General features: G+C 63.0%; 26 protein-coding genes. 8 read left to right on the top strand and 18 right to left on the bottom strand.

Going from position 1 to position 25,223, the window contains the following annotated elements:
- Positions 1–147 precede the first annotated feature (147 nt).
- Entirely contained in the window at positions 148–1,503 is a 1,356-nt protein-coding gene (gene rimO, locus CLU94_RS24465) for a 30S ribosomal protein S12 methylthiotransferase RimO (protein ID WP_170846336.1), read from the bottom strand.
- 308 nt (positions 1,504–1,811) lie between these two features.
- Between rimO and CLU94_RS24460 the strand changes: the two genes are divergently transcribed.
- On the top strand, positions 1,812–3,407 hold the full coding sequence (locus CLU94_RS24460) for a hypothetical protein (RefSeq protein WP_099667540.1): 1,596 nt from the start codon (positions 1,812–1,814) through the stop codon (positions 3,405–3,407).
- Positions 3,408–3,498: 91 nt separating this feature from the next.
- Here CLU94_RS24460 and phaR read toward each other — a convergent pair whose 3' ends face one another.
- The gene (gene phaR / locus CLU94_RS24455; RefSeq protein ID WP_010399000.1) at positions 3,499–4,062 is read right to left on the bottom strand and encodes a polyhydroxyalkanoate synthesis repressor PhaR; all 564 of its coding nucleotides are present in this window, start codon (positions 4,060–4,062) and stop codon (positions 3,499–3,501) included.
- Between the two features lie 225 nt (positions 4,063–4,287).
- Complete coding sequence (gene phaC / locus CLU94_RS24450) at positions 4,288–6,033, bottom strand: class I poly(R)-hydroxyalkanoic acid synthase (RefSeq protein ID WP_180278759.1); 1,746 nt, start codon at positions 6,031–6,033, stop codon at positions 4,288–4,290.
- A gap of 82 nt (positions 6,034–6,115) precedes the next feature.
- Between phaC and CLU94_RS24445 the strand changes: the two genes are divergently transcribed.
- Positions 6,116–6,349 carry a hypothetical protein gene (locus CLU94_RS24445; RefSeq protein ID WP_306558479.1) on the top strand — a complete coding sequence of 78 codons (234 nt, stop codon included), beginning with the start codon at positions 6,116–6,118 and terminating at the stop codon, positions 6,347–6,349.
- A 16-nt stretch (positions 6,350–6,365) separates the two neighbouring features.
- Here the strand turns inward: CLU94_RS24445 and pgeF are convergent, their stop codons facing one another.
- Both pgeF and CLU94_RS24435 read right to left on the bottom strand, forming a co-directional pair.
- Positions 6,366–7,151: a peptidoglycan editing factor PgeF gene (gene pgeF, locus CLU94_RS24440; RefSeq protein WP_099667538.1), complete on the bottom strand. Its 786-nt coding sequence runs from the start codon at positions 7,149–7,151 to the stop codon at positions 6,366–6,368.
- On the bottom strand, positions 7,151–8,176 hold the full coding sequence (locus CLU94_RS24435) for an RluA family pseudouridine synthase (protein ID WP_099667537.1): 1,026 nt from the start codon (positions 8,174–8,176) through the stop codon (positions 7,151–7,153). The genes pgeF and CLU94_RS24435 overlap by 1 nt, the downstream gene beginning before the upstream one ends.
- An 89-nt stretch (positions 8,177–8,265) precedes the next feature.
- Between CLU94_RS24435 and CLU94_RS24430 the strand changes: the two genes are divergently transcribed.
- Entirely contained in the window at positions 8,266–9,069 is an 804-nt protein-coding gene (locus tag CLU94_RS24430; protein ID WP_077405789.1) for an outer membrane protein assembly factor BamD, read from the top strand.
- A gap of 35 nt (positions 9,070–9,104) precedes the next feature.
- On the opposite strand, the gene yaaA is transcribed toward CLU94_RS24430, so the two are convergent.
- On the bottom strand, positions 9,105–9,875 hold the full coding sequence (yaaA, locus tag CLU94_RS24425; protein WP_099667536.1) for a peroxide stress protein YaaA: 771 nt from the start codon (positions 9,873–9,875) through the stop codon (positions 9,105–9,107).
- A 30-nt stretch (positions 9,876–9,905) separates the two neighbouring features.
- On the opposite strand from yaaA, the gene CLU94_RS24420 reads away from it, so the two are divergent.
- The 3 genes from CLU94_RS24420 to CLU94_RS24410 all read left to right on the top strand — a co-directional run bounded on the left by CLU94_RS24420 (position 9,906) and on the right by CLU94_RS24410 (position 12,751).
- Positions 9,906–10,340: a putative toxin-antitoxin system toxin component, PIN family gene (locus tag CLU94_RS24420; protein WP_070281998.1), complete on the top strand. Its 435-nt coding sequence runs from the start codon at positions 9,906–9,908 to the stop codon at positions 10,338–10,340.
- 82 nt (positions 10,341–10,422) lie between these two features.
- Entirely contained in the window at positions 10,423–11,601 is a 1,179-nt protein-coding gene (locus CLU94_RS24415) for a pyridoxal phosphate-dependent aminotransferase (RefSeq protein WP_099667535.1), read from the top strand.
- A gap of 46 nt (positions 11,602–11,647) precedes the next feature.
- Complete coding sequence (locus CLU94_RS24410) at positions 11,648–12,751, top strand: HD-GYP domain-containing protein (RefSeq protein ID WP_099667534.1); 1,104 nt, start codon at positions 11,648–11,650, stop codon at positions 12,749–12,751.
- A gap of 38 nt (positions 12,752–12,789) precedes the next feature.
- Here CLU94_RS24410 and CLU94_RS24405 read toward each other — a convergent pair whose 3' ends face one another.
- Both CLU94_RS24405 and CLU94_RS24400 read right to left on the bottom strand, forming a co-directional pair.
- Complete coding sequence (locus CLU94_RS24405; RefSeq protein ID WP_099667533.1) at positions 12,790–13,248, bottom strand: nuclear transport factor 2 family protein; 459 nt, start codon at positions 13,246–13,248, stop codon at positions 12,790–12,792.
- A gap of 229 nt (positions 13,249–13,477) precedes the next feature.
- Positions 13,478–14,149, bottom strand: a complete 672-nt coding sequence (locus tag CLU94_RS24400) for a DUF2625 family protein (protein ID WP_099667532.1) — start codon at positions 14,147–14,149, stop codon at positions 13,478–13,480.
- A 238-nt stretch (positions 14,150–14,387) separates the two neighbouring features.
- Here CLU94_RS24400 and CLU94_RS24395 point away from each other — a divergent pair, with 238 nt between their 5' ends.
- A complete protein-coding gene (locus CLU94_RS24395) occupies positions 14,388–15,239 on the top strand; it encodes a helix-turn-helix transcriptional regulator (protein WP_099667531.1) in 852 nt (283 codons plus the stop codon).
- Positions 15,240–15,268: 29 nt separating this feature from the next.
- Positions 15,269–16,303, top strand: coding sequence for a serine hydrolase domain-containing protein (locus CLU94_RS24390; protein WP_099667530.1), 1,035 nt, complete (start codon positions 15,269–15,271; stop codon positions 16,301–16,303).
- 7 nt (positions 16,304–16,310) lie between these two features.
- On the opposite strand, the gene CLU94_RS24385 is transcribed toward CLU94_RS24390, so the two are convergent.
- From CLU94_RS24385 to CLU94_RS24340, 10 genes are all read right to left on the bottom strand, one after another.
- The gene (locus CLU94_RS24385) at positions 16,311–17,207 is read right to left on the bottom strand and encodes an alpha/beta hydrolase (protein ID WP_099667529.1); all 897 of its coding nucleotides are present in this window, start codon (positions 17,205–17,207) and stop codon (positions 16,311–16,313) included.
- A 25-nt stretch (positions 17,208–17,232) separates the two neighbouring features.
- Positions 17,233–18,294 carry a tetratricopeptide repeat protein gene (locus CLU94_RS24380; protein WP_257218983.1) on the bottom strand — a complete coding sequence of 354 codons (1,062 nt, stop codon included), beginning with the start codon at positions 18,292–18,294 and terminating at the stop codon, positions 17,233–17,235.
- A gap of 17 nt (positions 18,295–18,311) precedes the next feature.
- Positions 18,312–19,217 (bottom strand): ExeA family protein, encoded by a 906-nt coding sequence (locus CLU94_RS24375; protein ID WP_099667528.1) that lies wholly within the window; start codon positions 19,215–19,217, stop codon positions 18,312–18,314.
- Entirely contained in the window at positions 19,218–21,005 is a 1,788-nt protein-coding gene (gene mshL, locus CLU94_RS24370) for a pilus (MSHA type) biogenesis protein MshL (RefSeq protein ID WP_099668476.1), read from the bottom strand.
- Between the two features lie 38 nt (positions 21,006–21,043).
- The gene (locus tag CLU94_RS24365) at positions 21,044–21,445 is read right to left on the bottom strand and encodes an MSHA biogenesis protein MshK (protein WP_257218982.1); all 402 of its coding nucleotides are present in this window, start codon (positions 21,443–21,445) and stop codon (positions 21,044–21,046) included.
- Entirely contained in the window at positions 21,430–22,107 is a 678-nt protein-coding gene (gene gspM, locus CLU94_RS24360) for a type II secretion system protein GspM (RefSeq protein WP_099667527.1), read from the bottom strand. Before gspM ends, CLU94_RS24365 begins: the two co-directional genes overlap by 16 nt.
- Positions 22,107–22,787, bottom strand: coding sequence for an MSHA biogenesis protein MshA (locus CLU94_RS24355; RefSeq protein ID WP_099667526.1), 681 nt, complete (start codon positions 22,785–22,787; stop codon positions 22,107–22,109). The genes gspM and CLU94_RS24355 overlap by 1 nt, the downstream gene beginning before the upstream one ends.
- A complete protein-coding gene (locus CLU94_RS24350; protein WP_077405827.1) occupies positions 22,784–23,743 on the bottom strand; it encodes an agglutinin biogenesis protein MshI in 960 nt (319 codons plus the stop codon). The genes CLU94_RS24355 and CLU94_RS24350 overlap by 4 nt, the downstream gene beginning before the upstream one ends.
- A gap of 131 nt (positions 23,744–23,874) precedes the next feature.
- The gene (locus CLU94_RS24345) at positions 23,875–24,333 is read right to left on the bottom strand and encodes an agglutinin biogenesis protein MshP (protein ID WP_099667525.1); all 459 of its coding nucleotides are present in this window, start codon (positions 24,331–24,333) and stop codon (positions 23,875–23,877) included.
- A complete protein-coding gene (locus tag CLU94_RS24340) occupies positions 24,330–25,223 on the bottom strand; it encodes a prepilin-type N-terminal cleavage/methylation domain-containing protein (protein ID WP_180278758.1) in 894 nt (297 codons plus the stop codon). Before CLU94_RS24340 ends, CLU94_RS24345 begins: the two co-directional genes overlap by 4 nt.

Below are 25,223 nucleotides of genomic sequence, written 5' to 3'. Positions count from 1 at the left end.
TTACGCCCTGTACGCCGTACGTATGACAGAGTGTTACACCTTGTCAAATATCATCTTCACCGCGTAAAAACGTTCAGGCCAAGGCGCGCTGCCGCAGGCAGTACCTTGCTGTACGGCAAGGCAGCGCAACGCCGGCATGGACGTTTTTTACTCGGCAGCGCCCCACAGGTCGTGCGCGTCGGCCGAGGTGATGGTCACATCGACGAACTGGCCGACAGCCAGCTTGCGGTGCGGCTCGAATGGCGGCTTCACATACACGACGCCGTCGATTTCCGGCGCGTCGGCAGACGAGCGGCCCACGCCGCCGGAGCGGGTGACTTCATCGATCAGCACGCGCACGGTCTTGCCGACCTTGGCTTGCAGGCGTTTCTTGGAAATTTCTTCCTGCAGCAGCATGACGCGGCCGCGGCGCTCTTCGCGCAGCTCTTCCGGCACGGGATTGGCGATGGCGTTGGCGGTCGCGCCTTCGACAGGCGAATACGCGAAGCAACCGAGGCGGTCGATCTGCGCTTCCTTGAGGAAGTCGAGCAAGTATTCGAATTCCGCTTCCGTTTCGCCAGGGAAACCGGCGATGAAGGTCGAGCGGATGGTCAGGTCCGGGTTGATGGCGCGCCAGGCCTGGATGCGATCCAGGTTTTTCTCGCCGCTGGCCGGACGCTTCATGCGTTTGAGCACGTCAGGGTGCGCATGCTGCATCGGAATGTCGAGATACGGCAGGATGTGGCCGCCGCTCATCATCGGGATGATCTGGTCCACGTGCGGGTATGGATACACGTAGTGCAAGCGCACCCAGGCGCCGTAGGACTTGGCCAGTTCGCCCAGCGCTTCCGTCAGTTGCGTCATGTGGGTCTTCACGGGACGGCCATTCCAGAAGCCGGAACGGAATTTCACGTCCACGCCATACGCCGAGGTGTCTTGCGAAATGACCAGCAATTCCTTGACGCCAGCCTTGAACAGGTTTTCCGCTTCGATCATCAATTCGCCGATCGGGCGCGAGACGAGGTCGCCGCGCATCGACGGAATGATGCAGAAGCTGCAGCGGTGGTTGCAGCCTTCGGAAATTTTCAGGTAGGCATAATGCTTCGGCGTCAGCTTGACGCCTTGCGGCGGCACCAGGTCGAGGAATGGCGCATGCGGTTTCGGCAGGTGGAAGTGGACGGAATCCATCACTTCGGCCAGCGCGTGCGGGCCCGTGACGGACAGCACTTTCGGGTGCACCTTCATGATGATGTCGTCGCCGGCAGCATCTTTCTTGGCGCCCAGGCAGCCCGTCACGATCACTTTGCCGTTTTCAGCCAGCGCTTCGCCGATGGCGTCGAGCGACTCTTGCACGGCAGCATCGATAAAACCGCAGGTATTGACGATCACCAGATCGGCGCCAGCGTAGGATTTCGCCGTTTCGTAGCCTTCGGCGCGCAGTTGGGTCAGGATTTGTTCGGAGTCGACCAGCGCTTTCGGGCAGCCGAGCGAGACAAAGCCCACTTTCGGCGCCGCACCTGGCATGGCCAGCATGGCCTCGGGCTGGGCGGAAGGAACGGGAATACGGTGAATTTCAGACATAGTTGGCAGCTAGTAAAATGGTGAGGCGAATCGGCTATTGTACCCCGAGCCGCCCCTTGCTGTCAGCGCTGAGTCCTTTTGCCGCCGTATCTGCAACGCTTCAATCGCAACTTTGTTCCGGCCACTGCCATCGGGTCAGTGCTTGAAGCAGGTTCCGCCACGCATCACCGGTATCAAGAAATTAAAAAATAATGCCACAAAGAAACTAATGACTGACATATAATTGTTTTTTAAAAAACTAAATGAGTCCCATGTCTTTTTCCATTTCCAATCTGAAAGCGCGGCGCCTGGCTGTCGCGGCTTGCGGTTTGAGCGCATTGCTGCTGAGCGGCTGCGCCGTCAACACCTCGGTGGTTGATCCACTGAAAATGCATGCACAATCGGGAGAAACCCCGGTGGCGGTCAGCATCACATCGAATACCAAAGATATTTACGGTTTCAATATGATCAAGTTACGCCGTGTCGTGTCGGGGGAGCAGCGCAGTGATTTCAAGCTGGTCTCCGAAAACCTGGTGATGAAAAAGGTCGAGAGCGCGATGGCAGGCGATACGTCCCTGTTCATTGGCGCCCTGCCGCCTGGAGAGTATGAGTTTGTCGAATTGATCGATACCCGTGCCAACAAGCTATTGCATGTGTACTCGACCATCGTGGGAAGCTTCAAGATCGAAGCGGATAAATCGACGGATCTGGGCCGGCTGATTGTGACACGCGGCAATTTCGGCGTGCAATACGGCCGTAGCGCCCAGGTGACATCGAATGCGGAATTGATCCAGCGCTTTGCCCCCGGCTACAACGCCATGTTTGGCGCTGCTGCCGCTCCTGGCTGGAGCACGCCACGCCACGCCCAGGACGATGTCGAGCAATTTGCCCGCGCCCACCCGGCTGGGGCCGAGTGCACCACCGAAATGCCCGATGGCCGGGTGGCTGCCGCCAGCCGCATGGGTGCCGTCCTGATGCGCTCGACGCAAGGGCTATGGAGCATCCTCAATGCGCCATCGGTGGAGTCGCTGTCCTGCGTATTTCCTGTCGACCTGCCCAATGCCGAATTGATTGCGGTAGGCGAATCCGGTTCCCTGCTCCGCAAGGCGCGTGACAGTGAGCAGCTGTCGCCTGTCGATACAGGCAACCTGCCGCCCGGCAATCTGCTGCGCATCGGGGGCAACCCCAAGGTTGGCTGGTACGTGATGCATCGCAAGGGCGACGAGTTGAACATTTTCCATGCGCACCAGCTGGACGCTGGTGACTGGCGATCCGTGTACCACGCCACCTTGCCCGGATCCTGGCTACATGGCCCGGGCTTACTCTGGACGTGGCAAGACGCGGGCCGCATCGGCTATGCGCTGGAAAGCGGCTTGATCGGCGAACTCGATTACAGCACGGGCAAGTTGACCGAACGCTTTAGTCCACACAAGAAAAACCTGACGCAATTTACCCATCAACCCAATGGGACGGAAAGCGTCCTGGTAGCGGCTGGCTTGGCAGGAAGATTTCCCGACGCCTATATTTCACGGGATCGCGGCCAGAACTGGAAAACGATCGTTTCGCCGTTCAAAGTCCTGATGTCGCCCGTGGCGCCGCTCAATGACGGCAGATTGCTGATGGAAGCGGGCATGTATAACGAGGGCGCACTGCTGGTCAGCAGCGACGATGGTCAAACCTGGGGGCCGTATGCACCATATACATTGCGTCAGACGCCAATGATTTTCCCTTCCGGCCTTGCGCTCAATATCCAGGAAGACTTCAAGGGTCGCGTCAGCATTTACAGTTCCATGGACAATGCCAAAACATGGAAGCTCGAGCATTCAAACCAGGACCTGCTCTCCACGCTGCAACAACTGAAGCAATAGCATTCAGCATCGGCAGCCGCCGGCATGACATCCGCAAAGCACAACGGCATAGGAGTTCCTGTGCCGTTGTGTGGCGCGCATCGGATGCGGCTTACTTTTTGTCCGTCGGCGGCACCGGCGGCACGAACGGGAACGTGCCGAACAGATTCTTGCTCTGGCTCTGCATCTGTTCCTGCATCTGCACGAACAGGCTCTTGCTCTGGTCGATGTAGTTGTTCATCATGCCTTGCATCATCGGGCCCTGGACATTCATGAACTGGGTCCACATTTCAGGGCTGAAGGGCTTGCCTTCGAAGCTGCCGGCCGACGTGCCCGTGAATTTGTGCTGGATATCGGTGAACGCTTGCACGTTCTTTTCCAGGTAGGATCCCATCATGCCCTGCATGGCGTGGCCATAGTAGCGGATGATCTGCGACAACACGCTGCTCGAGAACATGGGCGCGCCATTCGCTTCCTCTTCCAAAATGATTTGCAGCAAGATGCTGCGCGTCAAATCTTCATTGGATTTGGCATCGACGACGGTAAACACCTCATTGTCCAACACCAGCTGCTTGACGTCCGTCAAGGTGATGTAGGAACTGGTTTGCGTGTCATACAGACGGCGGTTGGGATATTTTTTAATCAGGCGGTCTATACTTTTTTTTGCACTACTCATCACAAGTTCCACTTATTGCGCCGCAGCGCATACTGAGTTAATCCGAAAAAAAAGCGAACGTGGGTCCGCTTTCGCACCTGCCTACGTTTTCCATTATAGAGTGGAAAACGGCTCCATTGCACATCAGGGTAGTAGATTCCCGCATTTATTGCAACGCAACTAAAAGTAGATTCCTGACAAGACCGGAGATTACGCCGGTCTTGCCGGGCCAGAAGCTTTTGTAAACTAGTCCGCCCTGACTTTAACATACCGCCCCGGTGCCGGCTCGATTGCCGCGTGGCGTTTGTTGCCCGGCTTGCCCGGCGCCTTCACCTGCGCGCCGCCGTGTTCGGCCAGGAAAGCCGCCCATTCGGGCCACCAGCTGCCCACGTGCTCGGTCGCGCCTTCCATCCACTGTTCGGCAGTCAAGGGCTTGGCTTTCGCCGTGCGTGCGCCTTTGCCCGCGTCATTGCTCCAGTAGCTGCGCTTTTTCTTCGAGGCAGGATTGATCACGCCGGCGATATGGCCCGAAGCGCCGAGGATGAAGCGGTTGGCTTTCGGCTTTTTCGGGTTCAGCACGGCAGTGCTGGCGTACGCCGCGCCCCAGGGCACGATATGGTCTTCGCGCGAACCGTAGATGAAAGCGGGCGCGTCGATGCTGCCCAAGTCGACCTTTTCGCCGGCCACCGTCAGCTTGCCCGGCACTTTCAAGCTGTTTTCCAGGTAGGTGTTGCGCAGATACCAGCAGAACATGGGGCCCGGCAAGCCCGTGCCGTCGCCATTCCAGTACAACAAGTCGAACGCGGGCGGCTCCTTGCCCTTCAGGTAATTCGACTGCACGTAGTTCCACACGAGGTCGTTCGGTCGCAGGCTGGAGAAAGTGCTGCCCAGGTCGCGGCCCGACATCAGGCCGCCCTTGGCCAGCGTCTGCTCGCGCAGCGCCACTTGCGGCTCGTCGATAAAGACGTCGAGCGCGCCCGTGTCGCAGAAATCGAGGAAGGTGGTCAGCAAGGTCAGGCTGGCGGCAGGATTCTCGCCCCGTGCCTTGAGCACGGCCAGCGCCGTCGAGACGATGGTGCCGCCGACGCAAAAGCCGAACATATTGAGCTTGTCCTGGCCGGAAATATCCTGCGTGACCCGAATGGCTTCGATCACGCCTTGCTCGACGTAATCGTCCCACGTCAGGTGCTGCATGCTCAGGTCCGGATTGCGCCAGGACATCAGGAACACGGTATTGCCCTGCTCCACCGCATAGCGCACGAGCGAGTTTTCTGGCTGCAAGTCAAGGATATAGAATTTATTGATGCACGGCGGCACCATCAGCAGCGGCCGCTGGTGTACCGTGGCCGTCGTCGGCGTGTACTGGATCAGCTGGAACAGCGCGTTCTCGAACACCACCGTGCCCGGCGTGGTGGCGACGTTGCGGCCCACTTCGAAGGCCGATTCGTCGGACTGCGAAATGCGCCCCTTGCCCATGTCGGCCAGCATGTTGCTCAAGCCCTTGGCCAGGCTTTCACCCTTGGTCTCGATCAGGGTTTGCTGCGCGTCGGGATTGGTGGCAAGAAAATTGGCGGGCGACATGGCGTCGACGATTTGCTGCACGGCAAACGCAATCTTTTGCTTCTGGTGCGGCGTCGCTTCCACGGCGTCGGCCATGGCGCTGAGAAACTCGGCGTTCAGCAGGTAGGCCGCCGCATTGAAGGCCGACAGGGGGCTGGCGTGCCAGGCGGGCGCGGAGAAACGGCGGTCTTTCAATTCCGGCGCCTTGCCGGCCATAAAGTCTGCCCACAAGCCCGTCAGCTTGGCCACGTAGGCATTTTTCAGTTGCTCGATCGCTTCCGGCTTGATGCTGGCGCCCGCATCCTGCAAAATGCCGGCAATCGGATTGCCGGCGGGCTGCGGTACCATGTTGAACCACGTCTTCCACTGTTCAGGATTGCTGATCTGCGCCATCCATTCCTTGGTCATCATTTGAGGATCTGGCATGTTCATAGCTATATAAATCCATTCAAGAATTGATAAATAATTACTTCCGGGCCACCTGCATGCAAACTCTTACTGACTGCCGATACCAATGATGCTCATGACCGCTGTTGCCTGGATCTATGTCGTCGGCCTCATGGCGCTGACGGAACCGTCCATCGTCGCCGGGGTGATGACCTTCGTGCTGTACTGCGTCATCCCGCTGTCCATCCTATTCTATCTGACGGGCTCAAGGAGACGCAAACGCAAGGCGGCGCGCATCGCGGAACTGCAGGCCCGCGCGCTGGCCTCAGCAGACGATAAAACAAAAACGGCAGACACATAAGTGTCTGCCGTGCAGATTATTTGCGCCAGATCAAGCTGGCCTGTCTTCCCGTGACGCCATCGCGCCGGTACGAGTAAAACTTCGCCGCATCGCTGACGGTGCAATATTCCCCGCCCGCCACTTGCGCCACGCCGTCGCGCAGCAGCATGGTGCGCGCCAGCGCATAGATGTCGGCCAGGTACTTGCCCGGCTTGCCAGCGATGGCGACGAAGGAAGCACTCAGTACTTGCCGCTCGGCATCATCGCGCGCGCCGTCGCGGAACGCTTGCAATACATCGTGTCCCACTTCGAATTGCTGTGGACCAATGGCCGGCCCCAGCCAGGCGAGGATATCCGTCGCCCCCTGCGCGCGCATGCTGTCCACCGTGCGCTGCAAGACGCCGTTGGCCAGGCCGCGCCAGCCCGCGTGGGCCGCGCCGACGACGAGGCCATCCGTCGAACAAAACAATACCGGCAAGCAATCGGCCGTCATCACGACACACACGGCGCCCGCCTGCGTGGCGATGCTGGCGTCGGCATCGGGCACGCAACCGTCCAGGCTGGCAGCATCGGCCACGGCCACGCCGTGCACCTGCGACAGCCAGGCCGGCTCGGCAGGCAAGGCGCCCGCCAGCCGCGCGCGGTTGGCCGCCACGTGCGCGGCCTCGTCGCCCACGTGCGTGCCCAGGTTCAAGCCACCGCCGCCCTGCCCGTCACCATACGGGCCCTGGCTGACGCCGCCCGCGCGCACGGTCGCCAGCGCGCCCACGTTCGCGGGCAGGCCGGGCCAATGGGGAGTGATATAAGGCAAGGCAGCCGTCATCAGACCTGTTCCGGCTCGGGAATGCCGGCGGTGGCGATCAGTTGGGCGAAATCATCGGCCAGCGGCACGATCCACTCGCACGCTTCCAGGGTGCCCGGATGCACGAGGCCCAGGCGGCGCGCCTGCAGTGCCTGGCGCGAGAAGACGGACACCAGGTGCTGCTTGCCGTACACATAATCACCGACCAGTGCAAAGCCCAGATGCTGCATGTGCACGCGGATCTGGTGCGTGCGGCCTGTTTCCAGGCGGCATTGCATCAGGCTCACGGGACGGCGGTCGAGTTCGCCGCTGCCGATCAATTCATAGTGCGTGATGGCGGGCTTGGCCGTGAAGTTTTCCGAGACGGCCATCTTGACGCGGTCGCGCGGGTGGCGCGCGATGGACGCATCGATGGTGCCCGCCGCCTTCGGCGTGCCCCACACGAGCGCGAAATATTCGCGCTTGACGGTGCGCGCCTGCAACTGGCGCACCAGGTCCGTTTGCGAAGCGAGGGTCTTGCCGACCACCATCAAACCGCTCGTATCCTTGTCCAGGCGGTGCACGATGCCGGCGCGCGGCACGCCAGCCAGTTGCGGGCAGTGGTGCAGCAGGCCGTTGAGCAGGGTACCCGACCAGTTGCCGGGGCCCGGATGCACGACCAGTCCGGCCGGTTTGTTGATGACGATGATATGCTCATCTTCGTGCACGATGTTCAATTCCATCGCTTCCGGCTTAAAAGCCTCGTCTTCCGGCGCGCTTTGCGGCAGAATGACGATCTTCTCGTCGCCATAGGCGGTCATGTTGCGTTTGGCAACTTTTCCATCGACGGTCACGAAACCGGCTTCCAGCCACAATTGCAAGCGGCTGCGCGAGTATTGCGGCACCAGCTGGGCGATGACTTTATCGAGGCGGTGGCCGCAGGCGTCCGGCGTCAGTTCCAATGTAATCGGGGCCATTTCCTCGAAGACGTCGTCGGCGGCAAAATCGCCGTCAAACGCCTCTTCGGCAACATGGTCAGAAAGGGAGTCAAACGCGGGGTCAGCCAAATTAGGCTTCGGAGTTAATATCACAGCATTCCCATCGGCTATAATCAGCCTATTGTAAAATCTTGGTTAAAACCTTCTTGCAAAACGTCATGCAAAAAAAATTATCGTTGGTAGTCGCTTCAGTCGTTCTGCTCGGCATGTCCGCTTGCAGCTTGTTGCCTGAAAAAGTGGATGAGACCAAAAACTGGTCCGTTACGAAATTATACTCGGAGGCGCGTGAAGAAATGGCCGGGCAGCACTATGAAGCTGCAATCGGCCTGTTCCAGAAGCTGGAGGCTAACTATCCTTTCGGCAACTATGCTCTGCAAGCGCAGATGGAGATCGCTTACGCGTATTATAAGTCGGGAGACCAGGCTCAGGCACTGGCTGCCGTCGAACGCTTCATCAAGTTGCATCCGAACCACGCCAATGTGGACTATATGTACTACTTGCGGGGCCTGATCAGCTTTAACGACCAGATCAGCTTCCTGAACTTCCTGTACGAGCAAGATCCGACCGAGCGCGATCCGAAAGCCACGCGCGAAGCGTTTGCCGCCTTCAAGCAACTGGTCGACAAGTTTCCAAATAGCAAATACGCGCCCGATTCGCTGGCCCGCATGAACTATTTGGTCGATGCCATGGCGAAATACGAAGTGCACGTGGCGCGCTATTACTACCGCCGCGGCGCCTACCTGGCCGCCGCCAACCGCGCGCAAACGACGGTCAGCGATTTTGCCGCTTCGCCGGCCATCGAAGAAGCGCTGTTCATCATGTACCGCTCGTATGACAAGCTGGGCTTGACCGACTTGCGCGACGACGCCTTGCGCGTGCTGACCAAGAACTATCCGAACACGGCATTCCTCAGCCCGGAAGGGGTGAACAAGGAACGCAAGTGGTGGAAATTCTGGCAGTAAGATAAGAAAAAACCGGGCTAGCCCGGTTTTTTTACTTATACACCCACTTTGCGCCGGAACACCCAGTTCTTGTCGTTCGAGGCTTCCGGCACGAAACCGTAGCCGTCGACGTCGAATTCTTTCAGCTGCTGCGGGTCGCGGATGGCGTTGACGGCCGCATAGCGGGCCAGCATGCCGCGCGCGCGCTTGGCGTAGAACGAGATGATTTTATATTTGCCGTTCTTCCAGTCCTCGAACACGGGCGCGATGACGGGCACGTCCAGCTGGCGCGGCTTGACGGATTTGAAATATTCTTCGGAAGCAAGATTGACCAGCACCTTGGCGCCCTGCTCTTTTGCCGTGCGGTTCAAGCCGTTGGTAATGGTGTCGCCCCAGAATGCGTACAGATCCTTGCCGCGCGTGGTCGACAGCCGCGTGCCCATTTCCAGGCGGTGCGGGTGGATCAGGTCCAGCGGGCGCAGCAAGCCGTACAGGCCCGACAGGATGCGCACGCGCGACTGGGCATAGTCGAGCTGGGCCGGCTGCAGGCTGCGCGCCTCGAAGCCGGCATACACGTCGCCATTGAAGGCCATGATGGCCTGGCGCGCTTCCGCCAGCTTGGGCGTCCAGGAAGCGTAGCGGGCCACGTTGAGGGCCGACAAGGCGTCGGAAATGCCCATCAGGCTGCCCACTTCGGCGGGCGAAAACTGGCGCATGCGGGCTATGAGCTGGGCGGAATGGTCGAGAAAATCGGGGGTGCTGTGCAACGAGGTTGTTGGCGGCGTCTCCAGGTCGAGACTCTTGGCGGGCGAAAGCACGATCAACATAAATTATCACTACAGAATAGAATTGCCGACATGATACCTGCTCCACAAAAACTCGTCCTCGACACCAACGTTTGCCTCGACCTGTTCGTCTTCAACGACCCGCGCTGGGCGCCCCTGCTGGCGGCCATGGAAAGCGGCGCCGTGCATGCCATCACGCGCGAAGATTGCCGTGCGGAATATCTGGTCGTGTTGCATTACAAACATTTGCCGCTCGACGAAGCCAGCCGCGCCGTCGCCGCCGCCCGCTTCGACGCCCACATCACGGTCGTGGCGCCGCCCGTCTCCGGCGTGCGCCTGCCCGTCTGCACGGACAAGGATGACCAGAAATTCCTCGAACTGGCGCGCGACGCCAACGCCGACATCCTCATCACCAAGGACAAGGCCCTGCTGAAACTGGCCCGCAAGACGGCCAAGGCCGGCATGTTCAAGATCATGGTGCCGGAAGGCTGGGCCTTGCCAGGCTGAGCCATCGAGGGCTGCACGGAACGCCACGCGCTGCGCTAGAATGGGAAACGATTCCACTTTCCGCACCGCGCCCCTACCGCTCATGAACAGCCCGTCCCTGCCCTGCACGACTCCCACCCTGACCACCCGCTTGCCTCTCGTGGGCACCACCGTGTTTACCCGCATGTCCAGCCTGGCGGCCCAGCATGGCGCCGTCAACCTGGGCCAGGGCTTTCCCGACTTCGATTGCGACCCGGCCCTGGTCGATCTCGTCAGCGACGCCATGCGCGCCGGCCACAACCAGTATCCGATGATGACGGGCGCCGCGCCCCTGCGCGAGGCCATCGCCGCGAAAATCGCCAGCTTGTACGGCCACGGCTATGATGCCGGCACGGAAATCACCGTCACGGCCGGCGCCACGCAGGCGCTCACCACGGCCATCCTGTGCTGCGTGCACCCGGGCGACGAAGTCATCGTCATCGAACCGGCCTACGACAGCTATCTGCCCGCCATCGCGCTGGCCGGCGGCGTGCCCGTGCTGGTGTCCATGCAAGTGGATGAGCAAGGCTACAGCGTGCCGTGGGACCAGCTGGCCGCCGCCGTCAGCAGCAAGACGCGCTTGATCATCATCAACACGCCCCACAATCCGACGGGCACGATCTTGCGCCCGGCCGATGTTGCCGCGCTGGCCGACATCGTGCGCGGCACGCAAATATTGATATTGTCCGACGAGGTGTACGAGCACATGGTGTACGACGGCGTGCCGCACGCGTCGCTTTCGCGCAACGCGGAACTGGCGGCGCGCAGCTTCATCGTCTCCAGCTTCGGCAAGACGTATCACGTGACGGGCTGGAAAGTCGGCTACGTGGCCGCGCCAAAGGCCCTGACGGCGGAATTTCGCAAGGTGCACCAGTACAACGTGTTTACCGTCAACACGCCGATGCAGCACGGCATCGCCGGCTACATGGCGAATCCGCAGCCCTACCTGGACTTGCCCGCGTTTTACCAGCGCAAGCGCGACCTGTTCCGCGACGGCCTGGCGGGCAGCCGCTTTACCCTGCTGCCGGCTGACGGCACGTATTTCCAGTGCGTGCGCTACGATGCCATTTCGCAAGAGACCGAAGCGCAGTTCGCCGAATGGCTGACGACGGAAATCAAGGTGGCGGCCATTCCCGTTTCCGCGTTTTACGTGCAGGGCAAGGAGTCGGGCATCGTGCGCTTCTGCTTTGCCAAGAAAGACGAGACCTTGCGCCTGGCGCTGGAGCGCCTGCGCAGCATATAACCGAGCACTGAACATGGCTTCGCTGCGGCGGGGCAAAGGATGACAGATGGTACAGCGTCGCATCGGCCCGGCCGACCTGGTTCCCGGCGAACCCCTGCCCTGGGATCTGTTTTTGGCTGACCATAGTGCCGGCCCGCAACTGCGCAAGGGGCAGATCATCACGGATGGCACGCAGCTGGGCCGTTTGCTGCAGCTGGGCCTGTACGTGGGCGCGCCGGACCAGCCATCCGTCTTGCGCTTGCTCAATGAGGCAGCGCAACGCCTGGAACGGCTGCTGCTGGACTTGCGCAGCGAAAGCAATGCCGAGCGCGACGTGCGCGACATCGCCCGCGAACTGCTGCGCGCGCTCGAACACGATGCCGATATCGCCCTGGCCAGCATCCTGCTCAACCAGATCGCCGGCAGCTATGCCGTGCGCCACTGCATCGAAACGGCTTTGCTGGCCATGCTGGTGGGCCGCGGCATGCACAAGTCGCACGATGAACTGCTGCTGATCGGCGCGGCCGCGCTGACGATGAACGTGGGCATGCTGCGCCACCACGACAGTTTCCAGGACCGGCGCGGCCCCCTGAACGACGATGAAATGCGCATCGTGCGCCAGCATCCGCAGGAAAGCACGGAATTGCTGCGCTGCGCCGGCGTCGATGACGAGGAATGGCTGAGCTGCGTGCTGTTGCACCATGAAAATGACGACGGCAGCGGCTACCCGCAGGGACGCACGGCCGATGAAATCCTGCAAAACGCCAAGCTGATCGGCCTGGCCGACCGCTATTGCGCCCGCGTCTCGGCGCGCAACTACCGCCGTTCCATCGTCCCCGACCAGGCGCTGCAGCACATCTTCCTCGACCAGGGCGTGCCCATCGACCCCTTGCTGGGCGAGCAATTCGTCAATCTGCTGGGCAAGTATCCGCCCGGCACCCTGGTACGCCTGCGCAGCGGCGAACTGGGAGTGGTGACGCAACGGGGCGCCGGCCACGTGCATCCGCTCAGCGACCCGCTGGGCGCGCCGCTGGCCGCCGCCGAGCTATCGCAGATGACGCCGCGCGACACGGGCGACAGCCAGTTCGCCATCGTTTCGTCGCTGCACGAAGACGATGCCGGCATGCATTTCAGCATGCGGCACGTGTGGGGCGACGAGGCGCGGCTGTAGGCTGGCCGGGCACCACCAGGCGCCAGGCACGGCTCACTTCACGGTTTCGGCGGGCGGATGCCCGTGTACTGTGCGCTGACCAGCAGCCATTGCTTGTCGACAAGCCGAGCGACATAGCCGGCGCGCAGGGCGAAATTGCGGGCTACCCCATCCTGGTTGAGACGATAGGACAGACGCGCCGAGATGAGCGCCGTATCGCCAAACAGGCGCACCACCGGTTCATCGACCTGCAGCTGGGGACTCGGCCGCTTCTGCTCCGGCGCATAGAAGGCGAGCATTTTTGCACGCCCATCCACCTCGCCGACCGGCGATATTTCCACATAATTCTCCGCCGTGATGGCGTTCAAGGCCACTTGATCAAAGTTGCTCTGCGCCTGCGCATGGCGCTGCACCAAGGCGACCAGTTCGGCATCGGCGGGAGCCGCGTGCGCGCTGCCGATCGCACCCAAGGCGCCCAGCAGACAAGTGGAGAGGACATGTGGAAGGGTCAATTTCATGCGTATTCATCCTGATCGAGGTCGTTGAGAAGCGTCCGTTGCCTGCCGCGGCAGTATCGGACACTCGCTGGCGGGCGGCGCATCGCGAGAAAGCCCACCGTATGCTATCCCCTATCCCTTTTCTCGCGCATGCCATTGCGACAAATCGCTTGAATCGGGGGTTGAAACGCCATTTCGCCGGTCCGGGATGCGCAGGGCGATGCCGTCAAAGACGCCCGCAAGCCATGCCTCAGTTCGCGCCCGCAGGAGCGTCCAGCAACTTTTGTTGCAGATCAAGGTTGAGCGCCCACTGCTCTTCCACGGGAATGGCGCGCCGCGAACTGGTCTTGAGGGAACCTTCTTGCGTCCACAGGAATGGATAAAAATTCAGGCAGAGGTCGCCGGGCAAGGGCAATTCGGGCAATTCGTCAAACTCCTGCGCATCGCCGGGCTGCCGGCCGTAAAACTGCCGCAACTGGCGAGTAAAGGCCCATTCGACGAACGCCGTGTAGCCGATCTCCAGCGCTTCCCACGCCAGCGTCTCGGGCGCCAGGTAATACATCTTGCCCTGGTCGGCCCCGAGTGCGCCCCCGTTGATGGCAAAAAAGCCGCCGAGCACGTCGTCGGCCACCAACAGAAAGCCCTCGGCCTTTCCTTCGTTCCACGTAGCAATGTTCCGCTCCAGCTTGCCATGTCCCGAGCCCAATATCCGCAGCCAGCCGTCATCCACCAGGATGCCGCCCGTTTCATAGGCGATCGCGCCAAGGGGGGAACGCGTGGTGACCTGCAGGCTCAGCAGCACATCTTCCCTGCTAGCCGAGGGCGGCAGCAATTCCACCGGGATGTCAGCCTCGCTGGCCCATTGCCGGATCAGCGGAAACGCCGGGTCTTCACTATCCAATAATTCATTCAATGTACGCATTGCACCTGACCTTATCGATGACCGCTTCCGGCGGTCGGAGAGTTCATGAGGACGCTGGCACTGATTTTACACATAGCCGCCCCGGCCCCCCTGCACGCCTGCCAGCGGCCACGCAAAACCGACCTGAGCCGCCGTCCCACATTCCGTGCATTCCCCCGAATCGACCGTTCATCCTGCGTCTGGCGCCATTCGTCGTCCCGCGCTCGCCCGTCAGGGCGGCCGCACATACCATGCCGATATGACCACTCCACTCCAGTTCAAGTCCGGCCAATTCTATGGCGACGTGCATCACGGCGCGCGCGGCAGCATCTTCGACATCCGCCGGCTGAAGGCCACGCGTGGCGAGGATGAAGTCGAAACGCACCGGCATGACGATGCCCACTTCGTCTTCGTTCTGTCCGGCACGTATATTTCCAGCGCCCTGCACGCCCCGCCGCGCGCGCCTTCGCCCACCCTCGTCTTCAACCCTGCCGGCACGACGCACCGCGACCGCTTCGTCGATGGCAAGGGCAGTTTCATGACGGTATCGCTCGACCCTGCCCTGCTGTCGGGCGCCGAGGAATTGCATGCGGCCCAGGAGTGCGCCACCGTGTTGCGCGATACGGCCAGCGCGGCGGCCGCGTTCCGGCTCGCGCGCGAAGTGGGCCGCGGCGGCGATGGCGCCCTGCTCGAAGCGGGCGCGTGGGAGATGCTGGCCAGCCTGCACAAGGCGCCCCGGCAGGCGCGCCCCGCCCTGCCCGGCTGGGCCCACCAGGCGTATGAAGCCGTGATGGACCTGGCCAATGACACGCATCTGCGCATCGCCGACGTGGCCGCCGCCCTGGATGTGCATCCCGTGCACCTGGCCCGCGTGTTCCGCCAGGCCTGGGGCTGTTCGCCGGGCGACCTGCTGCGCTGGCGCCGCGTCGACCAGGCCAGCGGCTTGCTGCGCCGCCCGGAACTGAGCATGGCCGACGTGGCGCTGAGCGTGGGCTTTGCCGACCAGAGCCACATGACGCGCGCCTTCCAGGCCCGCTACGGCATGACGCCCAGCAACTATCGCCGCCAAATGTTTCAAACGTCCAAGACAATGCCCAATTTACAAGACTAGACTGAACTTTTCCAACTCAGGAGTACACCATGTTGCGATACCTCCCCCTTCTTCTCGCCTTCGGCAGCAGCGTCCACGCAGGCGAGCTGGACGGCATCACCACCGCCATCGAAGCGGGCGACTTCAAGCAGGTCACCAGCGTCGTGGTGGCGCAGCATGGCAAGCTGCTTTACGAACACTACTTCGACAAGGATGGCGCCGAAAGCCTGCGCAATACGCGCTCGGTGGGCAAGACGGTGGCCGGCATGCTGGTCGGCCTGGCCATCGAGCGCAAGCTCTTGCGCACTGACACCCCCGTCCTGCCCTACTTTCCGGAACTGCGCCCGCTGGCCCATGCCGACCCGCGCAAGGACAAGATCACGGTCGAGGATTTCCTGACCATGAGCTCGCTGCTTGAATGCGACGACGACAACCAGCATTCGCGCGGCAATGAAGAGCGCATGTATCTGGTGGAAGACTGGAGCCGCTTCGTGGCGGACCTGCCGATCCGCGGCTTTCCCGAATGGCAGCCCCGCCCCGAGCAATCGCCGTATGGCCGCGCCTGGAGCTATTGCACCGCCGGCGTAACCCTGCTGGGACCGTTGCTTGAAAAGGTGAGTGGCCAGGGCGTGCCGGACTTCGCCGCTGCCAATCTGTTCAAGCCGCTTGGCATCGACAAGGTGAAATGGCAATTCCAGCCCAAGGGCAGCGCCATGACGGGCGGCGGCTTGCAGCTGCGCAGCGTGGATCTGATGAAGCTTGGCCAGCTCTACCTCGACGGCGGGCGCTGGCATGGCAAGCAGGTGATGCCGGCCGAATGGGTCAAGCGCTCGATCGCGCCCCACGCCAACGCGCGCGAAGGCATGGACTACGGTTATCTGTGGTGGCTGCAACCGTTCACGGCCAATGGCCGTACGGTGCAAAGCTATGGCATGGCGGGTTCCGGCGGCAATAAAGTGCTCGTCCTGCCGGAACTCGATGCCGTGGTCGTCATCACCACGACCAACTTCCAGGTGCGCGACGCCCATGGCATCAGCGAAAAATTGCTGACCAAGCTGATCCTGCCGACATTGATGCGCCCGTAAGCGCCCGTCATTTTGCGGACGTCAAGTACGCCCGCAAGCCATGCGTGAGCACGAAAGGAAACACGCTTGCGTGATCTTCATCCGCGAAGACGCGCAAGCGCGTCTTCAGGCCGGGGAACTTGCGCGATGTCAACTTCCCATCGAATTCGCGCAAGTCGGCCACCATGTCGGCGTCCTCTTCCGAACGTGAACGCTTCTTGCCCGCCGCCAGCTTTTCCAGGCCGCCGATGCCGAAGAACACGGATGCCGGCAAGTCCTTGTGGCTGGCCGCGTACGCCTGCTCGCGGTCGAACATGACGCCGGCGTCGTACCACAGCGATGGGCTGCCGAGGATGTAGTGCTCGAAGGTGCGCGGTTCCGTCAGCAGGAATTGCAGGCCCAGCAAGCTGCCGTAGGAATGGCCGATGAACACCTTGCGCTGCATGTTCGCGCGATAGTGCTGCGCAATAAAGGGAAACACTTCGCCCGAGATGAACTGGCCATACGCCTTCGCTTCGCCGAACGCGGGCTGCCGTCCCGGCATGTCCGAGCGGTAATCGTGCTTGCGCGGCGTGGTGGGCGTGTAGTCGCGGCGCCGGCTGTACACCCCGCCATCGCCGTTGGCGTACGACAAGCCGACCACGATGACCTCTTCCATCCCCGCATGCTTGTTCAGGCGCTGCGCGATATTGCGCACGACGGGAAATGCATAATTGGCGTCGACGACGAACAGCACCGGATAGCGCTTATTGCCCTGCCGATAGGAATCGGGCAAGGCGACATACAGCTGGTAATCGCGCTTCAAGGCTTGCGCGCGGAGGTCGCGCACTTCCGTATTCTCAAGAACGTAGCTGGCGGGCGCGGGGGCGGCCAACGCGCTGTTGGCCAGGCAGCAAAGGACGATGAGCAGATGCAGAGGCTTCAAGCTGTTTCTTTCATTGAGGTAGTAGTTACTTCGCCGCAGCCGCCGTCAGCTGCACCAGCTTGCGCTCGACAAACGCCTGCAGCTGGGGCGACAGGGTTTGCAAGCCCTTGGCGCGCTCGAACGCCTGGCGCGCCTGGGCCGGGTGGTTGTCGGCTTGCAAGGCGATGCCGAGGCCCATCCACCAGACGCTGTTGTCGGGCGCCGCCTGCAGGGCCAGCTGGTAGTGTTCGGCCGCTTCGCGGTAGCGTTGCTCGCGCTGCAGCACGCCGGCCAGGAAGGCGTGGTATTCGCCGTTGTCGGCGGCGTACGGCAAGCTGCGCATGAGGGTATCGAGGGCCGCCGCACCGCCATTGGCCTTGTCCAGCTGCAAACGGGCCAGCATCATCGCCTGCGCCGGCTGTTTCGGGTCCAGCGTCAGACTCAGCTGTAACTGGCGGGCCGCCTCGTCAGGACGCTGCGCTTCGAGCAGCAGGCGCACCAGCGTTTCGCGCGCGCCCTGGTGGCGCGGGTCCAGCTGCAGGGTCTGCTGTAAGGCCAGCATGGCGTCGGAGACGCGGCCATCCTGCAACTGGGCCAGCGCGCGCCGGTATTCATTCTCCACGCGCTGCTGCGGCGTGACTTGTTTTCCGTCAATGATGCGTTCACTCACAGCGGACGCAGCCGTCTTCACCACGGGCGCAGCGGCAGGCTTGGCGGCTTGTTGCGTGATGCGGCGCATGTCGGCGGCACGCAGCTTGGCTGGCGCGGGCGTGGCTTCCTCGGCCTGGAATACGGGTTCGGGTTCCGCCGCCACAGCGGGTACGGGCGCGGGCGCGGGTACAACGACGGCAGGCGCCGGTGTCGGCACTGGAACCAGGACCGGCGTACTGGCCACGCTGACCAGCACGGGCGGCACGGCCGGGCGCTTCAGGTAGACCCAGCCCAGGGCGATGGCGGCGGCCGTCAAGCCTGCGGCACCGCCGAAGACCAGCGCGCGCGAGACGCCCCGCTCGCGTTCGGGCACGGAGCGGATACCGGCCGCGTCGCCGCGTCCATCGGGGGTGCCGCGGGCATCGAGGTCTTGCAACATCTTGTTAATCAGGCTCATCTACAGGCTCATCTTCGTCATCGGTTCAATAAAGTCCAGCTCGCGCCGCAGGCGGCGGCCAGCACGCCGGCGCCGGCCAGCCACGGCCACGGCCTGCGCCAAAAGCGGTGCGGCTTGCCGGCCAGGGTGTCGCTGGCGGCCAGCGCCACGTGGCGGCCGCCGACCTGCTGCCGCCCTTCGCCATACGCCACCATCAGCGCCTTGTGCGCCATGATATTGATCAGGCGCGGGATGCCGCCGGACGCCTTGTACAGCTTGGCCACGCCGCCACGGCTGAACAGGCGCGCGCCGTCGAAACCGGCCACGCGCAGGCGGTGCGCCACATAGAAATCCACGTCGTCGCGCGACAAGGGCCCCAGGTGATAGTGAAAGGTGATGCGCTGCGCCAGCTGGCGGATTTCCGGCAGGGCCAGCTTGACGTCCAGTTCCGGCTGGCCGAACAGTACGATCTGCAGCAGCTTGCGCTTTTCCGTTTCCAGATTCGTTAGCAGGCGCAGCGCTTCCAGGCTGTCGACGGGAATCGCCTGCGCTTCGTCCAGGCACAGCAGCACGCGCTTGCCTTGCGCCGCCAGGTTGAGCAGGCGCAAGTTGAGTGCGCGCAGCAACTGATGCTGCTCAATATCCTTTTCCAGCAAGACATCGAGGTCCTCGGCCAGCGCCAGGATCAGCGAACGGGGCGACAAGTTCGGATTCGGGATGTAGGCCGTGACGAAGTCCGGCCCCAAGGATTGCATGAACTTGCGGCAAAGAAAAGTCTTGCCGGTGCCCACTTCGCCAGTGATCTTGATGAAGCCCTCGCCATTGCGCGCCGCCACCAGCAAGGTGTTGAGCGCCTTTTGCGACTGCGGGCCGTTGAAGAAGAAACTGGTATCGGGCGTGAGGCCGAACGGCGCCTCGCGCAAGCCGAAATGGGCCTGGTACATTTAGCGCCGCTCCGACGGACGGCGCGGGTCGAGCGCCTCGATGCGCTTGCCCGAATCGAGCAAGTCCTCGTTCCAGCTATTGGCGCCGTCGACGATGGTCGGCTTGATCAGCACCACCAGTTCGCGCTTCTGGATCACCTGCCCCGTGTTACGGAACAGCGCGCCCAGCACGGGGATATCGCCCGCGCCCGGCACTTGCGAGCGGTCCGACGTCGTGGCCTGGCGCATCAGGCCGCCGATGGCGACGATACGGCCATCCTGGCTGCGCACCATGCTGTCCATCTCCGACGTGCTGGAGGCGGCCAGCGGCAGTTTCAGGGACCCTGCGCTGCCCAGGTCGATTTCCTTGCTGATGGTCGACACCTGGCTGACGGACGGGTGCACGTGCAGGATGATGTTGCCATCGGCATCGATCTGCGGCGTCACGTCCAGCACCACGCCGGAAAAGAAGGGCTGCAAGGTCACGTTGGGGCTGGTCGTCGCGCCGCTGGCCGTCGTATTCGTCGTGGTCGACACGCCCGTAACGTAAAACTCGTCCGTGCCGATCTTCAGCACGGCCTTCTGGTTGTTCATGGTGGCGATGCGCGGGCTCGACAGCACGTGCACGGAGCCTTGCGATTCCAGGAAGGAAATCATGGCCGCGAAATTGGCCGTCTGGAAGGCCAGGCCGAACATGGAACCGGCCGAGTTGGCCGCCGAGCTGAGGCCGAAGCCGCTGCTGGCCGTCAAGCCGCTGCCATTCGTCATGTTGGGCGGCTGGCCCCCATTGAAGGGCAGCGGCGCCAGGGTGCCGCCCGGCTGGATGAAGCCCGTCGAGATGCGGTTCGTGTGGCCGCTCTTGATCGAGGCGAACGAGGCCCAGTTGATGCCCGTCTGCGTGTTGTCGTTGAGTTCGACTTCGAGGATTTTCGCTTCCAGGATCACCTGGCGGTCGACGGACAATTGCGTGGCCTTCAAATACATGTCGACATTGCGCAACTCTTCCGGCATGGCGCGGATGACGATCACGCCCGATTGCGGACTCAGCACCACTTGCCGGCCGCCGTCGCTGCTGCCGACGATGGCTTCCAGCGCCGCCTTCAGTTCCGGCCAGAAATCGGCCGTCGACGAAGTGGTCAGGTTGCTGCTGTCCAGCGTACGGCCGCCCTGGCCGCCATTCGTTTGCTGGTTCTGCTCGTTGTTGTTGCCCTGATTGTTATTGCCGCCATTTCCGCTGTTGCCGGAGCCGCCCGAGTTGGTCGAGCCCACGGAACCGACCGACGTCGACGACACGCGCAGGTTGGAACTGCCGCGGCGCGCGCCCGTCAGGTAATTGACGTGGAACAAGCGCGTCTGCATGGTCAGGGGCTTGATGTAGATCTGCGTGCCCTCGACCTTGTAATCGTAGCCATACAGTTCGCGCACGGCGTCGAGCGCCTGGAACAGGGTCACGTCCTTCAGATTGGCGGAAATCGTGCCGCCGATGTCGGGATGGACCAGCATGTTGTAGCGCGTGCCAGCCACGATGGAAGTGAAGAACTGGCGCGCCGGCACATTGTTGAACGCCACGTTGAAGCGCTCGTCGAGCGCGGCGCGGGCCTTCGGCAACTGCTGGGCCAGGGCCGCCACGGGCGGCAGCAGCGCCGCTTCCACGGCGTCCGGCTGGGCCGCTGGCGCCGTGGTGGCTGCCGCACCCTTGACGGCATCGGTGATCGCATTATAGGTGTCGCGCTTGACGGGCGCGACGTTGCAGCCGCCCAGGCCCAGGCTGACGCTGATGACAGCCGCCATCGTACTGATCTTGAACATGCTCGCCTTGTGTTGATTGAGTTGCTTGGCCACTTCTTCTACTCCTGCTTGCGGTCGGTCTTGCTATCGGTCTTGCGATCGGCCTTGTTATTGGTCTTGCTGCTGGGATACAGCTTGAAGGTTTCCAGTGATTTGCCACGCCGCAACAATACGGCCGTGTCGCGGATTTCCACCACCACGGCGTCGCCCACCTTGCCGCCCACCTTGACCGTCTGGCCATCGATGACGGCCAGGCGGCGTCCGCCCGGCTGGGTGGAAACGAGCACCGATTGCAGCTGCGGCCGGGCCGCGACGACGGGCGCGGCGTCGGCGGGCGCCCACAGGGCCGCGGGCGGGCGCGTCGGATCGTCGAGCGCCTGTGCCTGCGCGCCCGGCGATGCCAGGCTCAGGATCAGGAAGGGCGCCAGCAGCGCGGAACCCAGGGTCAGAGTGCGATCCATGTATCGTCCATGCTGAGGGTATGTAAGGTCAGGGTCAGGGTGGCGCCCGGGTAACTGGCGGCGTCGAGGTGGGCGGCGCCCCAGAAGACGCGCGTCGGCATCGCTTGCAGCGCCTGCATGTATTGCACCATGTCCGCATAACTGCCTTGCAGCACCACTTCCACGCCATGCTGGTGCAGCAGGGGAGCCGGCGCCCTGGCCGCCGCATCGCCGTTCGCGCTGTCGGCCTGGCGTGCGCCCACGGCGCTGGCGGGCAGGGTTTTCAGCGACACCACGCGCAGTCCGGCGTGCCGGCGCAGCAAGTGTTCGAGCAAGGTGACCATGCGCTCGGGCGCCACCAGGCCATGCTGCTTCTCGCGCAGCGCCTGCGCCAGGGACGCCGTTTCCGCCTGCAAGGCCGCCAGGCGCGTGCGCGCTTCCTGGTCGGGATCGGTGGCATGGGCCAGCATGGTCAGCTCGACTTCCTTGTCGGTGGCGCTCAGGAGGCTTTGTTTTTGCGCAATGCTCGCCTCCAGCGCGGCGCGTTTCGCCAGCAGGGGATTGAAGCTCATGAAATAAAACACGAACAGGACGGCGGCCGCACCGGCGCCGAACACCATCAGCCGCTCGCGCAGGCTGAGGGCGTCGAAGGCGGCGGCCCATTTCTTCAGCAAGGGCAGCATCAGCGTGTTCCTTCCGTAGCAGGTTTCGGCGGCGTGGCCGGCCCGGCCGGGCCGGCGGCGCGGTCGGCCGACTGCAGGCTGAACGCGACATACGGCAGGCCAGGCGCCTTGCCCTCGGCCACGGCCGGCTGCCCGGACTGGTTAATGTCGAGGCTGGCGAAAGTCTTGCCTCGCAGTACTTCCTGCTGGCCCAGGCGCGTGATGTACGCGGGCAGCAGCGACGCGTGCAAGGCGCGGCCCTGCAAACCGAAGTCATTGCCGGCGCCGGCGATATCCACGCCCGTCAGCCATACGCCCTCGACCCTGGCCTGCGCCAGCGCGCGGAAATAACCGGCATAGCCGAGGGTATTGCCCAGCTTGCCGCTTTCCAGCACGTTCGACGCATCCTGCAGCAACTGGCGTTGCGCCTCGACGGCCGCCAGTTCCTGCGCCAGGGCCGGATCTTTCTTGCGTGGAGGAAAATCGCGCAAAGTCTGGTCGCGCTTCGCCTCGCCCTGCGCCAGCGCCGCCTTGACGCCCGCTTCGCGCCGTTCCAGGCCGTTCAAGGCTTGCTGGGCCAGCACGCCCACGGCCAGCATGGCCAGCGCCAGGCCGCCCAGGCCCAGGCTGGCCGTGCGCGCCGACATATGGTGTTTTTGCAGTTCAAACTGGGGATTGAACAGATTGATCTGCTGGCTCATGCGCCCTTCCCTTCGTGCTTGCCCGGGTGCAGGCCAACCTCGCGCAAGCCGGCGCCGATGGCCAGGAAGTAGCGCGCCTGCATGGCGGGGTCGCGCAATTCGGCGGCCTGCGACAAGTCCAGCACCGTGGCCAGGTCCAGCTGCTCGACCGGCATGTAGAGATTGTCGGCCAGATAGGCGTGCAAGCCGTCGGCCGCGCCCGTCATCAGCATCAAGCGGGCCAGCGAAATGAAATGAAACTGGCGGTCGAAGTGGTCGAACGAGCGCTGCAGTTCCAGGGTGACGCGGTCGTAGTACTGGCTGGCGTCGGGCGACTGCAATTGCGTCAGGGTCACGTCGATGCGGCGCGCCTGGTACAGCTCGCCATTGAAACTCATGGTCAGCAAGCCGCCGTCGCCATCGAAATACAGCACGGCGATGCCGCGTCCCGGCGTTTCCAGCAAGGTGGCGATATTGCGCTGCGCCATCTCGGGGATATCGATCACGGACAGGCCGATCTTGCATTCGGCGTACAGCGCCTGGCGCCGCGACACGGCGCTGTTGCGCGCGGCGACGGCAAACACGCTGCTGCCGCGCTGGGTGCCGTTCGGGTCGCCGGGGATGTCGAACACGTCGATGGTGGCTTCGGCCAAGGGAAAGTCCAGCATGTCCTTCAGGCGCCAGCCCACGGCCGTCTTCAGCTCCTCGCGCGGCACGGCAGGCGCTTCCAGCGACAGCAACTGGTACTCGCCGCCGGCCAGCACGGTGGTGCAGTGGCGCGCTGCCGCCTGCACGTCCTTGCCCAGTTTTTCCAGCACCTCGGCCGGCGCCGGCCGCGCGGCCGCCTGGTAACTGGCGCCCAGCACGCGCGGCATGCCGTCGGCGGGACGTTCGACAACGACAGCGCTGACGCCTTCCCGGCCAAACGCCGTGGCCAGCCAACCCTCATACTTCCTTGCTCTTGCGAATAAACCCATGCGACCTATCCAGTGTAAGTGCCTGCCCGATCTTGTCGCGCAGTTAATGCATCCAGCCAATTTTAATTCATGAAGCCAACTTTATTGTGTAAAAACAATAAATTAGCGATCTTTTTTGCACGCAGTTGACCTTACTGCGACAACACGGCTTGCAGGCGGCGCTGAACATAGTCCGCGTTGTTGCCCGCGTTCGGACAGAACGGCTCGACAGTGCCCGGCTGGTTGCACGCCGTGGCCGTGATGGTCCAGCTGGTCAAGGTACCGGGCCCCGTGGCCGTGCTGCATTGCACGCTGACGCTGAACGACGACAGCGTCGTGCCCGCCGGCAAGCTGAAACTGGCCGGACCGATGCACGCCGCACCGGCGGTCAGGCCGGCGCTGATCTGCCGCTGCAGCCCCCATTCGAGACCGGCGCGCGCGGCCTGTTCGGCGCGCACGCCCTGCACGTCCATGGCCGATTCCGTCTGCTGGAAAGTGGAGATATTCACCATCACGGCCGCCAGCGCGGCCAGCACCACCAGCAGGAAAATGGCCGTGACGAGGCTGAAACCGCGCATGCGGCCCGCGCGATGGCGCAGCAAGCGCCTCATGGCGTATTCCTCGCCTGTACCTGTTGCACCAGGCGCAGCACGCCCGTATTGCTGTTCGCTGCCCCCAGACTCAGGTCGATATTCACCAGACCACGCTGCACGTTGGCCAAAATGCCATAGCTGAAACGGCAAGCCGTCACCTGGCGCGCCAGCAGTGCTCCCTTCTTCGCCTCCAGCGGGACCGTGTTTTCCACAACCGGCTGGGTAACCTGGATGACATAGCCCGCGTAACGGGTCAAGGTGCCGCTCTTCAGATCGCACGCATAGGTGACGGGCGTCGATACCACTTGGAAACGGTTCGACGGCGACGGCAGCGGCGCGGGCGCCGTCGTGAAGGGATAGCTGCCCAAGGTGACGACACTGCCGGCTACGCCCGTGACTGGCGCGCGGTTGCAGCCATTCGCCGCGCTGCAGGCATACGCATTGTTCGGCGCGCCCGCCCCGCCCAGGTTGTAGACGACGATCTGGTCGCCCACGCTGATCGCCTGGCGCGCGCCCAGCGCATCTGCGGGCATGGCGCCGACGACGCTAAACGCTGGTGAGGCGGGGGTGGTCTCAAAGCTCAGCACACTGCCTGGTCCCGACGGATCGCTGTCGCTCAGGTAGCGCCCGCCCGTCTTGGTCAGCAGCAATTCCAGGAACAGGCCGTCGTTCGACACGCGCACGCTGTTGGGCAGGGCCAGGCGCACGTCGCGCGTCAGGCGGCGCGCTGCCGTGTCGGCCGTGTCGGCCAGCGCGGCGCGCGCGGTGGTGTCGATATAGCCTTGCACGGGCACGCGGATGAAGACGGCGACCATGGCGCCGATGATGCCCGTGATGACGATCACGATGACCATCTCGACGAGGGTAAAGCCGCGCGGGCGGCGCCTGGCGTTATAGAAATTTCTCAT

The sequence above is a fragment of the Janthinobacterium sp. 13 genome (assembly GCF_002749695.1).
Lineage (GTDB): Bacteria > Pseudomonadota > Gammaproteobacteria > Burkholderiales > Burkholderiaceae_D > Janthinobacterium > Janthinobacterium kumbetense.
This window is presented reverse-complemented; position numbering and strand designations above follow the sequence as displayed.

Excerpts from the sequence above, each read along its gene's own strand:
- rimO (WP_170846336.1), bottom strand. The coding sequence starts at position 1,503 with ATGCCAGGTGCGGCGCCGAAAGTGGGCTTTGTCTCGCTCGGCTGCCCG.
- CLU94_RS24460 (WP_099667540.1), top strand. The coding sequence starts at position 1,812 with ATGTCTTTTTCCATTTCCAATCTGAAAGCGCGGCGCCTGGCTGTCGCG.
- phaR (WP_010399000.1), bottom strand. The coding sequence starts at position 4,062 with ATGAGTAGTGCAAAAAAAAGTATAGACCGCCTGATTAAAAAATATCCC.
- phaC (WP_180278759.1), bottom strand. The coding sequence starts at position 6,033 with ATGAACATGCCAGATCCTCAAATGATGACCAAGGAATGGATGGCGCAG.
- CLU94_RS24445 (WP_306558479.1), top strand. The coding sequence starts at position 6,116 with ATGATGCTCATGACCGCTGTTGCCTGGATCTATGTCGTCGGCCTCATG.
- pgeF (WP_099667538.1), bottom strand. The coding sequence starts at position 7,151 with ATGACGGCTGCCTTGCCTTATATCACTCCCCATTGGCCCGGCCTGCCC.
- CLU94_RS24430 (WP_077405789.1), top strand. The coding sequence starts at position 8,266 with ATGCAAAAAAAATTATCGTTGGTAGTCGCTTCAGTCGTTCTGCTCGGC.
- yaaA (WP_099667536.1), bottom strand. The coding sequence starts at position 9,875 with ATGTTGATCGTGCTTTCGCCCGCCAAGAGTCTCGACCTGGAGACGCCG.
- CLU94_RS24420 (WP_070281998.1), top strand. The coding sequence starts at position 9,906 with ATGATACCTGCTCCACAAAAACTCGTCCTCGACACCAACGTTTGCCTC.
- CLU94_RS24415 (WP_099667535.1), top strand. The coding sequence starts at position 10,423 with ATGAACAGCCCGTCCCTGCCCTGCACGACTCCCACCCTGACCACCCGC.
- CLU94_RS24410 (WP_099667534.1), top strand. The coding sequence starts at position 11,648 with ATGGTACAGCGTCGCATCGGCCCGGCCGACCTGGTTCCCGGCGAACCC.
- CLU94_RS24405 (WP_099667533.1), bottom strand. The coding sequence starts at position 13,248 with ATGAAATTGACCCTTCCACATGTCCTCTCCACTTGTCTGCTGGGCGCC.
- CLU94_RS24400 (WP_099667532.1), bottom strand. The coding sequence starts at position 14,149 with ATGCGTACATTGAATGAATTATTGGATAGTGAAGACCCGGCGTTTCCG.
- CLU94_RS24395 (WP_099667531.1), top strand. The coding sequence starts at position 14,388 with ATGACCACTCCACTCCAGTTCAAGTCCGGCCAATTCTATGGCGACGTG.
- CLU94_RS24390 (WP_099667530.1), top strand. The coding sequence starts at position 15,269 with ATGTTGCGATACCTCCCCCTTCTTCTCGCCTTCGGCAGCAGCGTCCAC.
- CLU94_RS24380 (WP_257218983.1), bottom strand. The coding sequence starts at position 18,294 with ATGAGCCTGATTAACAAGATGTTGCAAGACCTCGATGCCCGCGGCACC.
- CLU94_RS24375 (WP_099667528.1), bottom strand. The coding sequence starts at position 19,217 with ATGTACCAGGCCCATTTCGGCTTGCGCGAGGCGCCGTTCGGCCTCACG.
- mshL (WP_099668476.1), bottom strand. The coding sequence starts at position 21,005 with ATGTTCAAGATCAGTACGATGGCGGCTGTCATCAGCGTCAGCCTGGGC.
- CLU94_RS24365 (WP_257218982.1), bottom strand. The coding sequence starts at position 21,445 with ATGGATCGCACTCTGACCCTGGGTTCCGCGCTGCTGGCGCCCTTCCTG.
- gspM (WP_099667527.1), bottom strand. The coding sequence starts at position 22,107 with ATGCTGCCCTTGCTGAAGAAATGGGCCGCCGCCTTCGACGCCCTCAGC.
- CLU94_RS24355 (WP_099667526.1), bottom strand. The coding sequence starts at position 22,787 with ATGAGCCAGCAGATCAATCTGTTCAATCCCCAGTTTGAACTGCAAAAA.
- CLU94_RS24350 (WP_077405827.1), bottom strand. The coding sequence starts at position 23,743 with ATGGGTTTATTCGCAAGAGCAAGGAAGTATGAGGGTTGGCTGGCCACG.
- CLU94_RS24345 (WP_099667525.1), bottom strand. The coding sequence starts at position 24,333 with ATGAGGCGCTTGCTGCGCCATCGCGCGGGCCGCATGCGCGGTTTCAGC.
- CLU94_RS24340 (WP_180278758.1), bottom strand. The coding sequence starts at position 25,223 with ATGAGAAATTTCTATAACGCCAGGCGCCGCCCGCGCGGCTTTACCCTC.